This is a genomic window from Brasilonema sp. UFV-L1, assembly GCF_012912105.1.
Lineage (GTDB): Bacteria > Cyanobacteriota > Cyanobacteriia > Cyanobacteriales > Nostocaceae > Brasilonema.
Genome location: NZ_QMEA01000187.1, coordinates 1 through 10,976 on the forward strand (window position 1 = coordinate 1; position 10,976 = coordinate 10,976).

Below are 10,976 nucleotides of genomic sequence, written 5' to 3' on the forward strand. Positions count from 1 at the left end.
CAACCCTTGAGATACACTGCATACGCCTTTTGTCAATCAGGGAAGTTCAGCTTAATTGACAATTGATAATTGACAATTGATTGGTCAACCACTGATATTGCTCTTAAATAGTGTTTAAAGATACTCAAAAAACATTTCCAGTTTTAGTCCATTTTAATGGACTTCGCCTATAAGCAAGCGGACTTACAGTTCTAGGCGGACGAGAACAAAGTGAAATAATATGTAATTATTTTGATATTTGTTTCACCAGGTGCAAGATGTAAAATTTCCAACTTCTCGCGAAAAGTCAGGAATCTAAGCCCTATCAATAAATCCCCATGAATGCGGCAAGATGATTGACAATAATTAGCATCAACTTCTTACCATATATTTCTGTTTGATTGGAATCAGTCATGACTACTTAGCAAGACCGTGTTCTAAAGCAAAACGAACTAACTCTGTACGGCTATTGGTACCGGTTTTACTAAACAAGCGGCTCACATACTTTTCGACATTTCGGACACTCGTCTCTAGACGACGAGCAATTTCTTTATTCATTAACCCCTCAGCAACTAAGTTTAAAACACTTTGTTCTCTGGGAGTTAAGTCAATTGCAAAAGGTGCTGGAGATTGGGCTATTGCATTTTTTTGAGTTAACAAAGCTTTAATTTGGGCAATCTGATTAGCAAGTTCAGTAATATTTGGCGCTTCACCTTCTTCATTTGGAGTTGGAGTTCTGGCGGTGCGACGTTCCAGTAAATTTTCCACAATAGCCACAAGTTCATCTGGATCGAACGGCTTGGGTAGATAAGCGTCAACACCAGCTTGATAACCTTGGATGCGATCAGTCGTCATGCCTTTTGCAGTGAGAAATATCACTGGTAGCAATCGAAAGCGGGGATCGTCCCGCAGTTGTTTGAGGAACTGGTAACCATCCACCTGAGGCATCATAATGTCAGAAATGACTAAGTCTGGTGTGTTTTGCTGCACCATCTCCCAGCCTTCTCGGGCGTTACTGGCAACTTGAACGCTAAAACCGCTCTCTTGCAAATAATCTTTGACGGCTTCACGCAATCCTGGTTCATCATCTACCAGTAACAATTGTGCTGCCATTTACCGTTTCCTTTGCGCTACTTTTCTCCAATTTAGCGAACTTGAGTGACACTGGGCTACTGGCAAGACGAAGAGATTTGCAACTCAGGCAGAAAGCTTCTATGTCCTGACTTTTGAGCGTATGTGGATTCATGTCATTTTGACGGTTTTCATAGCCAGAACAAGCTCAATCATCAGCCAGCTTATCATTTCTATCTTTTGACGGTTTCATAAAATTCCGAAAAGTCAATAAATTCTCCTTGGTTTTGCAGCCATGTTAAATACTCTTCCAAACGCTCAACCATTTGTTTACCCGAGTATTTGGTAATATATGCTGGCATCCGAAAATTGGTAATATCAGTAAATTCCCAGGGATGAAAATAAAGACTTATGTAACGGTCATTTTTGAGAGTCAGTCGAGAACCTAATTTGATGAATGATAGGGGAAAATTCTTAAAGCTCAACCAGAACAAAGGAAATCTGATGAGCGGTGTCACTGAAACTGGAATATTAACTAAGTTGTTTGAGTCATAAGCTGTTCTTGGTTTGAAAAAGTTATTGTATCTTCCTGGAATATAAGTAGGATTCATTGACGAGTTATACTGATATCCGGCTTTTGCTATTTCTCTATCAGAAACCTCCTGAAGTCTAGGCATCCTGAAACCAAGCACTTTTTTACCAGTTATTTCTTCCAAAGTTTGCCGTGACTTCTTTAAATCTTCTAATCGAAAATTGCTGTGGCATAAACCATGAGAAGCGATTTCATGTTTTTCAGAAATCTCTTGAATGATTGCTTTGTGATAAATAGCAAATTTGGCTGTGACGAAAAACGTCGCTTTGATGTTTAATCTTTCCAAGACTGGAAGAATTTCTTTTAAACCTTTGTAAGAAACTTCAAGTTGGACTGTTTCTTCAACTTTTTCTCCATATTCCTCTGGAATATCAAACTCTTCTAAATCGAAGCTTAATAAAATCAAATTATTCATATTTTTTTAAAAACTTATCATAGTAGACTATTTGCAATAAGTGAAATAGCATTTCTATCGAATGTTTAAACAAATTGACTTGTGATTTTTTATGTACATGCTTCTTACAAACAACAACTGGGATTTCACCAATCGTATATTTTTTCTTTTTGGCTAAATACAGTAACTCCACATCAAAGGCAAATCCAAAGATAGTTTGAGTTTTAAACAAGTCCTTGGCTACAGATTTTTGGAATCCTTTGATTCCAGCTTGCATATCAGTAAATTTTAAGTTTAGAATCTTTCTAGATATAAGATTAAAGATTCTACCAGCCAGGACTCTATTAAACTTGAAACCGTTGTGACTTGCACGAGTGAGATTTCGACAGCCAATGACAATATCAAAATCTGCTAGTTTGGCTACCATCAAATCAAGGTGCTCTAAAGAGTAAGCTAAATCTCCATCTAAAAAGCAAATATAGTCGCCATTCGCATATAAAACTCCCGTTTTGACCGCATATCCTTTGCCACGATGAGTTCCATAAGAAAGTAATGAAATCTGGCTATTATTCAATAGTTTTATATGACTTTCTAATATTTGCCTAGTTCCATCAGTTGAGCTATCATCGACAAAAATAAAATTGTACCAAGGTTTATTGACAACGAATTTGAAAACTGATGAAAAGGTATTAACAATACATTGTGCCTCATTATAAACAGGCACAATTATGGAAATTGTGTTCATTCATTATCCTCAAGCACTCCTCACATATCAAGTACATCCCACTAAGCTGTGGCGCATTCTATAAATATAGTTATGCGATTAGAGAACATACTTAATTACTACCCAGCATACCAACCTTATTTCGATTAGTTAATAGGTAAAGACAATCAGATGTTATAAAAACTGTCCCGATAGTTACCGAAGAAGAATTCAGCAATTCTTGAGCCAGAATCCCTTCTGGATTCTGTGCGACTGGATGGAGAATCGAGGTTTAAAGCCCCCGGATTTATCCGTGGATAAAAAGAAAAGCGGTAGCTTCTTTACCGAAACCCCCGAATTCATTTATGGGGTTATTCTGAATTCTGAATTCTGTCTTCTGACTCCTTCTCATAAAATATTCTGTTTCTGAATTTGCTATGACTTGCAACCAAGGAAAAGAATATCACTGTAAGGACGACGTGAAGGCAGAGGTACAACAACTGGATGTAATCCAGCAGTACGAATAGCTTGGATTGATTCTTCGTTGTCCATAAAAAATAGACCAGCACCCTTGGTAGGACCAAGCTTAGTCATGAGCCATTCTTGAGTATAGGTAATAGCATACTTCCACCAAGGTTGGTGAGTCTGCGTTTTCCAAACTAAGACACCGTTTGGTTCCAAAACACAAGCAATACTTGTCAGAATCGCACGTTGGGTGTCAGGGGGAATAAGGTACATGACATCAGCAATAGTGACAGCGTGGAAAGAACTATCTGGCAAAAAAGCAGCGTCGCCAACTTCAAATTGGATGTTACTTCGCTTACCAATCGTACGTTGTGCAGCAGCAATTTTTTTTGCGTCAATGTCAATACCAAGTATTTGTCGCTGTGGACTAGTGATAGCTAGTAAATTACTTAGTACACCGTGACCACAACCGATATCAAGAATTTTGCCTTCTCTTGGTACATAACGCTCTAACTGGTATAAATTACTCAGAAGTAAGCGAATACGTACAAAAAGGCGATCGCCTAATGGTAATGGCTCGTACAGTGTTAGTAGAGTGCGGTGAATATCGTCAGTCAAAGATTCGTTGCTTGTAATCATGTTCCTAACGCTTAACGAGTTCCATAGACCAACCTGGTGGATTAATAGGAATTGTGACTTTAGTTCCTATCGGTGCTTCAACAAATTGCCTTGCATACTTTTTGAAGTCTAAGTCAGCAAATGCAGGATATCGCCAGTCAACTATAATACCAGCAATCATAGTCACCAAAGCGATTTTAGCAATTAACTGTAGCTGACGCGGTTTTTCTGCACCCAATAGCCAAGTTAATATTGTTATAAAAGCAAGCATAGGTAGAAACCAGTAGCGAACACCAGTTCCAGGAAGCCACAGAATCGACCACTGAGGTACAGTTTCGCTGACGACTGGAGAAAAAAGTGAGAGAGCAAAAACTCCAGCAGCAAAGATAGAGAAAAGTCGAAGTTCTAAAGAAGCTTTCAGTAAGCAGTAAAGGAATGCGCTGATTCCAGCAATAGCGACGAAGATTGCTATGATGCTATACCCAAAAGAAATAGAACTGATGAATTTACTTCCTTTTTGTCCAAGCAAAGCACCTAAGAAAACTTGACTCGCAAGGATTTTGGCGAATAGCCCTGGTGTTGCTCCAAGAGGAGTATGAAAACGGCTAGAATGACCAGTGAATAATATGGCTAAGCCTTGAATTACAGTTCCTGCACTCAAACCTAAGAATAAGATAAATGACCATTTTCTACGACGTAACCACCACATGATTGCAGCAATAGGAGTCAGCAAAATAGAAAAAGGTCCACTTAATGCCGATAAGACAATGACTGCGATGTCGAAAACCTGCCATACTAAAACATGGCTAGGTGTAGCTAACACGACCATGCAGGCGAGTAGTGCTAAATGCCAGTGTGCATTAGTGATGTTGGCATGAATTTCAAAAGAGTTGGGTAACGCTAAATAGAGAAGTGCTAGAAACAACCTGGTATTAAGGTTTGGTATTAACTGCCAGAAGCGTACCGAAGCAATGAGATTAACTGGCAGAATCTGAATAACAATTGCAATGAGATTAAAAATGAGGGGTACCCATACTAGTGGGAAAAATTGCGCGAAAGCAGCCGACAGCCTAGAAATAGTTTGGAAGTAGCCACCCTTCGGCAAAACGAGAGATTGCAGAATTCCGAGGTTATAAGCCTCAGCATACCAACAGTTGCCATCTTCAGCCCAAAATTGAGCATTGAAAAGCGCATCTGGTCTTCTGGAAATTAGAATTGCAAAAGCAATCATAAAGATGAAAACTTGAAGACGCCAGCCAACATGCAGCTTCATTTGTTGTTTGTCAATTCATTAGTACTGGGCTGTTCGGGATTTTACCATGTAAGTTAGGTAGTATGGTATCTACACCAGATAAACTCGTTGTTTTTAAAATTGTGCTGTCAATCTAAAATTTGAAATTTCTACAACTGCTCAATGATCTTGGCATTCTCCGGTAACTTTGCTTCCCTTTGCCCAGCCGCACGTGCTCTGGCTGTGTACAATCCAATAGGAGTACTCAGTAAATCTACAAAGTTAGCTTTACCTTCTAAAGCTTTCACACTGTCCCTTGGTAGTTCCTTCAATAACCAGCGTCCTAAACGATAGAAGCATCCGGTGAGTGTGATATCCCGCATTAAATCTACGCCGTGGAGTTCATGCAAATAGCGATTTGAGCGTCCGTAGCGCCGCCATTGACTTTCTAGTTCCTTGAGTGTGGCGCGGTGGCGATGCTTCACAATTGCATTGGGTGCAAATTCCAAACGTCCAATTTTCTGTTGCAAAATTCGCCAACACATATCAGCATCACCACCACTGGTTAGGTAAGGACGAAACAAACCCACTTGCTCAAAAGCTTGGCGTCGAATTGCTAAATTTGCTGTTTGACCGTAGGGACAGAAAGGATGAGCAAGAGTATGCTTTTGTGACAAGGTTTCTTGGCGGTCTGCGTGTTGTTCTAGCAGGGTTTTTCCTGGTAGCGCTAAAATCTCACCTGCGACAACGACGACATCGGAGTTGACAAAAGGAGCAATTAATGCATGTAACCATTCGGGTTGTGGACGACAATCTGCATCTGTAAAAGCAATTATCTCACTGGTTGCGGCACGAATGCCAGCGTTACGAGCAGCGTAGGAGCTTTGGATGCGGTTTTCGCTTTTGGGACGAATTGTGATGTCGCTATTTTCAGCAGCTTGTTGGAGTAAAGCAAAAGTGCGATCGCCACTATTATTGTCCACCAGCAAATACTCTACCTGGTGTTTTGGGTAAGTTTGAGTTGATAGACAATAAAGCAACTCTGGTAAATCTGCCTCACCGTTATAAACAGGTATAACCACCGATACCTTCGGTAAGAAAGTATTGGTGGTTTTTTCAACTGGTTGATGATTCATAAGTTTTGAGATTTTGGATTAAGAATTGCTGATTGTTAGTTGCTCTACTAACACTTAACCACTCAGCACAACTTACTAACTGTGTACTGGGCGCATAAATAAGCCAAGCATTAGATAGCCAACACTTTACCCTTATACAGCACATTGTAAGTAAAGGAAGTACAGTACTAAGGTCTAAAAGCCAGACAAAAAGCTCTTTTTACTGCGAGCATCCCAATGCATCCAAAAATAAAGGGACAAACATTATTCGTAAAGAAGACGACTTTGTTGACGAAATATTTCTTAAAATTAAGAATCTTACGAAAAACCTATGAAGACAGTACATGTTGAGTTTCTGTTCGTTCAACGAAACCTACGAGATAATCAAAATTTCAAGAATTCGCCAACAGAGTCTGAAAACTCGTGAATAAATTTCTTTTTCTCTTGTCTTCTTGCAAAATTGGCATGCTCTCCTTTTTACTTCTGTCCCTTGCGCGTGCCCTCTGGGCATATTCTCAGCGTAGGTGTAGCTCCGCTCAGGAATAACTGCTGTATCTTGACATTTTTTGATGATTCTTAGCTCTATTTGTCTAAATTTTTTAGCTTCTTTGATAAAAAATCAAGGATAAGCAGCAATACTAAATTTTAAAATTTATCAGGAAATTTTTCCAAACAACAAAATCATAAAAAATCTTTACAAAAAGTCAGATGAAAATCAGAAATAAGTGAAGACTCAATAAAATATACACGTTCATTTTGTATTTTTTTGACAAAATAAAATTATAACTTCAGAGAGACTATACCATTTACTATGTCTGTCCTTAGAGCGGTTCACTTGTTATTTGTAATCGTTAAATTTGCGTATGAAGACAATCTAGACCAAGAGAGCGTTAAAGCTTTTTAATAAAGGAAACAATAGACATGGTTGAGAGCGGGCAGGCTTTGGATAAGCAGGGTGTAAATACTGCTAACAGCATAACTACAAATCAACCTTATGCTGGTACAGTAGGCACAAACGTAGGGGTTGGGACATCCAGAACAGATGATGCTAACCGCGTGAGCATCGGTCAACCCAGTGTGGGTTCATCAGGGACAAACATAGGTGCAGGAGTATCTACAGACGCCAATACTTCTTCAATTAGCAGTAATGGTCAATCTGGTGCTCAAGCAGCAAACGGAGGCAAAAATCCTATGTTAACTAGAGCACTGATAGGCGGACTCATTGGTGGGACGTTGGGGTCAGTAACTGCAGCTTTTGCGGGTAAAAGAATAGCTCAAGGGGTTAGCGTTGCTGCAAAAGGTTTAGGAGAAGCTGCAAAAACTATAGGTGGAGGTCTTAGCCAAACAGGAAAAGGTGTCGGGGAAGCGGTTAAAAGTATCGCTGATGGTGCGACACAAGCTGTTGTAGGTGGCGCAGTGGATACGGCGAAGGGTGTTGCTGAGGGTACTAAGCAAGTCGTAACGGGTACATTGGACGCAGTACAGAATACAGCACAAGGTGTTAACCAAGCTGTACAAGCTGGAGCAGGCATACTACAGGATACAGCAAATAGTGTTGCCGAGGGTACTAGGCAAACCGTAACAGGTGCATTGGACGTAGTACAGAGTACAGCACAAGGTGTTAACCAGGCTGTACAAGGTGCTGCAGACACTGCAAAGGATACAGCAAACCGTGCTGCTGAAGGAACTAGCCAAGCCGCACAAGGTGCTGCGGACACAGTTAAAGATACGGCACAGGGTGTTAACCAAGCTGTACAAGGTGCTGCACAAAATGCTAGACCTTCTGAAAATCAAAGCAATCAATATCAAGAGCGGACGGTTGCAAGCAACCAGCCAATCAATAAACATGAAGTTGAAATAGATCGTACACCGGTGGTCTACATTTCAACGCCGGAGCAGACAGAGCCACTTGTTGTTGATCCAATTGTGCCTGCAAATGCTGGAACCTCACTAGATTCTGATGAAGAGGACTCACTGAAGCAGGAAATAGCTCGGATTGACGATTACAAATAGCTATTCAATATTTTGAGGGTCATCAATAAAATCTAGACTGTGTAAAAACGATGTCCCCTTTTAAATAAGGGTAATCCAATCGGACTACCTGTCAACATAGGAAACTCGCAAGTTATACGAGATAGTTTTTCCGGCTTAGACCTTGTCAAATCAAAGACAAAGGTCTAAGCGTGGATTTTTTGTCGTGTAACCACAAAGAAATTAATTAGTTTTGCTACAAAGGAAACGATTGTTATGAATGGGAACCAGGACCTTTTGGATCAGCCTGATGTTGATGTAGCTACAGAGCAATCTGAGGCTTATGAAGTAGGTCAAGATACGAGTAATGGGTTATCTAAAATAGCCATTGGAGCACTGATTGGTGCTACGTTGGGCGCAATAGCTGGGGCTTTAACTATAAAAGGTACAGCCGAAAGGGTAAACCAAAGTGTAAAAAATGTAGGCGATAAGGTAAAGGATGCAGCCCAAAATTTTAACCAAACTGTACAAGGTGTAGGGGGCGCAGTTAATACAATAGCTGAGGGTGTTAACGACACTGTTAAAGATGTAGGAGAAAGCGTCAGGGGTTCAGCTTTAGGTGTTAATGACACTGTAAACACAACAGTGGGTACTGTTAAGACGACAGCAGTAGGCATTAATGACACCGTAAACAATACAATGGACGTTATCAAGGGTGCTGCTGAAGCAGTTACCCACTCTGTCACAAATACAATGGACGTAGGCAAGAGTTCGATTGAAGATACCAAGCCGTCTGGCAGTCAAAACGTCAACGTAGCTAACATACCTAATAACCAGACAACCTATCTTTTAGTCCCAGTGGAAAACCAGAAGTAGAGAGTAGGGTGGGTATTGCCCACCCTACTGATTTTAAGTCTTACCTAGAATTGTTTGGTTGGTGATAAATAACGAGCTGCTTCAGCTAGCGGTTATGCTCTTTGGTGTCATTTAAGGAGTTATTATGAGTAATAACAACCAGCGTATTGATCAGTATGACGAAAATGCTAATCGCATGACAGAGCAACGCACGGCTCATCGAGCAGGTGTAGGTCTAGGCGGTGGATTAGTAGGAGCAGCCATTGGTGGTTTACTCGGTCGCCGAGTTGGAGGAGTTTCTGGTGCTATAGTTGGCGCAGTTGCTGGAGCTTTGGTTGGGAAGGGTACAGCGGAACGTGTTAACCGTACGGTAGATAGTTTGGTAGATGCAGCCAATAGTGTCGCTGAGACTATTAACCATAATGTAAACGGTGTAGGAAATGCCGTAAAAGATACTGTTGAGGAAGCCAAGCCATCTGTAGTAGCTACAGTACAGGCACTCAAGGATACAGTTGAGGAAGTGAAGCCATCCGTTGTAGGTGCGGTACAAGCAGTTAAGGATACAGTTGAAGAAGCGAAGCCATCTGTAGTAAGTACAGTACAGGCACTCAAGGATACAGTTGAGGAAGCGAAACCATCCGTTGTAGGTGCAGCCAAGAATGTTGCTGAGGCTGTTAATCAGAGTATAAATGATGTTGGGACTACATTAAAAAATACAGTTAACGAGGTCAAGCAATCTGTAACAAGTGTAGAAGAAACCGCCAAAGATACAAATGAGGAAGTCAAGCCATCTAGTCATCACAACAATGAAATACACCAAGAGCCTCAGGTGAGCGAGCAACTGTCGAACTCAAGCAAGAAGTATCCTCTTGTTGAGGATGTTAAGTCAAGTCCATCTAATTGTCCTCAATATGAAGATTTCATCCCGCCTACGGTAACTCTTTCCACATCACCTCCTTCCACTCCCCCCTTAGACCTAGAGAGAAGAGATTGTTTGATGCAGAAGTTGAAGGTGGAGTTTCAAGAGAATACTGAGTCGTCAGATGAACTTGATATTCAAGAACAGGTTGCTCAAGGATTAAATGATTCACAACAGCCGAAGAGTCCGCAAGAAAGAGATATCAAAGAGATTAAATATAACAATATTCAACACAAAGAAAAAGAATTTCAGCACAGTCAACAAGAAACTATTCAACCACAAACTGAAAACAAACAAAAATTTCCTGGAATTATTGTAGGACTATCTATCATAAGTTTGATAGGTGTAACTTTGGGATTTCTTCCAAAAGAAAATCAATTAGTCATGCAATCATCAGCATCTTCTCAAAGTTTACCTCCAATATCAGAAACAAAATCTAAAACAACACCGGAAGCAATGACTGATGGTTGGATTTTTATAGGTAATATAAACGAAACCTCAGATTCAGTACTGGTTGGAAAGACTCTCATCAAAAGCTCAGAGTCTAGTGATTCACCGATTGTTCCATCCGTAGGATCGATAGTAGCTGTCGCTGTTGAACCAGGTATTACGTTGAGGGACAATAGACCACAACCGCCCAACTTTAGTCATCAAGAACAAAAAGCTTTAGCTATTCTTAAACCTCAAGAGAAGCTAAAAATTCTTAAATTAGAGTTTATAAAATCTCCCATTATCACGAAATCACCAATAAAAGTTTGGGCAAAAGTCTACAGATGTGGTGATGGTTGTTTTTAACACTCCCACGGCTGCTAAACTATCGCAAGTGGACGTTTACCGAAAAGCCGTGGGATTCTTGAATCAAAGGAGTTCGGGAAAAACCTAGAAAAACTGCGGTGCCTCTGGAAAAATCCCCGTCATGTACTAGTTTCTTTTGTGCGGTATTCCCAATCCAAAATCACCCAAGCTGAGGTGAACTACCACACACTGCCCTAACGGGTCAGTGTGGGTTTCTCAAATCCCCGTAGAGATCTGAGAGCTTCCATCGCGGTACTATGAGTGTGCG

The 10,976-nt window shown here is 40.6% G+C and carries 9 protein-coding genes; 3 read left to right on the forward strand and 6 right to left on the reverse strand.

The window, feature by feature from the left end; all coding sequences use genetic code 11:
* Positions 1-396: 396 nt before the first annotated feature.
* The 6 genes from DP117_RS31150 to DP117_RS31175 form a co-directional block, all read right to left on the reverse strand.
* Positions 397-1,092, reverse strand: a complete 696-nt coding sequence (locus DP117_RS31150; RefSeq protein WP_169222059.1) for a response regulator transcription factor — start codon at positions 1,090-1,092, stop codon at positions 397-399.
* Positions 1,093-1,283: 191 nt separating this feature from the next.
* Entirely contained in the window at positions 1,284-2,057 is a 774-nt protein-coding gene (locus tag DP117_RS31155; RefSeq protein WP_211176448.1) for a polysaccharide deacetylase family protein, read from the reverse strand.
* Positions 2,050-2,781, reverse strand: coding sequence for a glycosyltransferase (locus tag DP117_RS31160; RefSeq protein ID WP_169222060.1), 732 nt, complete (start codon positions 2,779-2,781; stop codon positions 2,050-2,052). The genes DP117_RS31155 and DP117_RS31160 overlap by 8 nt, the downstream gene beginning before the upstream one ends.
* Before the next feature lie 393 nt (positions 2,782-3,174).
* Positions 3,175-3,843: a class I SAM-dependent methyltransferase gene (locus tag DP117_RS31165; protein ID WP_169222061.1), complete on the reverse strand. Its 669-nt coding sequence runs from the start codon at positions 3,841-3,843 to the stop codon at positions 3,175-3,177.
* A gap of 4 nt (positions 3,844-3,847) precedes the next feature.
* Positions 3,848-5,095: a hypothetical protein gene (locus DP117_RS31170; protein WP_169222062.1), complete on the reverse strand. Its 1,248-nt coding sequence runs from the start codon at positions 5,093-5,095 to the stop codon at positions 3,848-3,850.
* A 128-nt stretch (positions 5,096-5,223) separates the two neighbouring features.
* A complete protein-coding gene (locus tag DP117_RS31175; protein ID WP_169222063.1) occupies positions 5,224-6,189 on the reverse strand; it encodes a glycosyltransferase in 966 nt (321 codons plus the stop codon).
* 900 nt (positions 6,190-7,089) lie between these two features.
* Between DP117_RS31175 and DP117_RS31180 the strand changes: the two genes are divergently transcribed.
* The 3 genes from DP117_RS31180 to DP117_RS31190 all read left to right on the forward strand — a co-directional run bounded on the left by DP117_RS31180 (position 7,090) and on the right by DP117_RS31190 (position 10,708).
* A complete protein-coding gene (locus DP117_RS31180; RefSeq protein WP_169222064.1) occupies positions 7,090-8,181 on the forward strand; it encodes a hypothetical protein in 1,092 nt (363 codons plus the stop codon).
* Between the two features lie 234 nt (positions 8,182-8,415).
* Positions 8,416-9,015, forward strand: coding sequence for a YtxH domain-containing protein (locus tag DP117_RS31185; protein WP_169222065.1), 600 nt, complete (start codon positions 8,416-8,418; stop codon positions 9,013-9,015).
* A gap of 124 nt (positions 9,016-9,139) precedes the next feature.
* Positions 9,140-10,708: an apolipoprotein A1/A4/E family protein gene (locus tag DP117_RS31190; RefSeq protein ID WP_169222066.1), complete on the forward strand. Its 1,569-nt coding sequence runs from the start codon at positions 9,140-9,142 to the stop codon at positions 10,706-10,708.
* Positions 10,709-10,976: the final 268 nt, after the last annotated feature.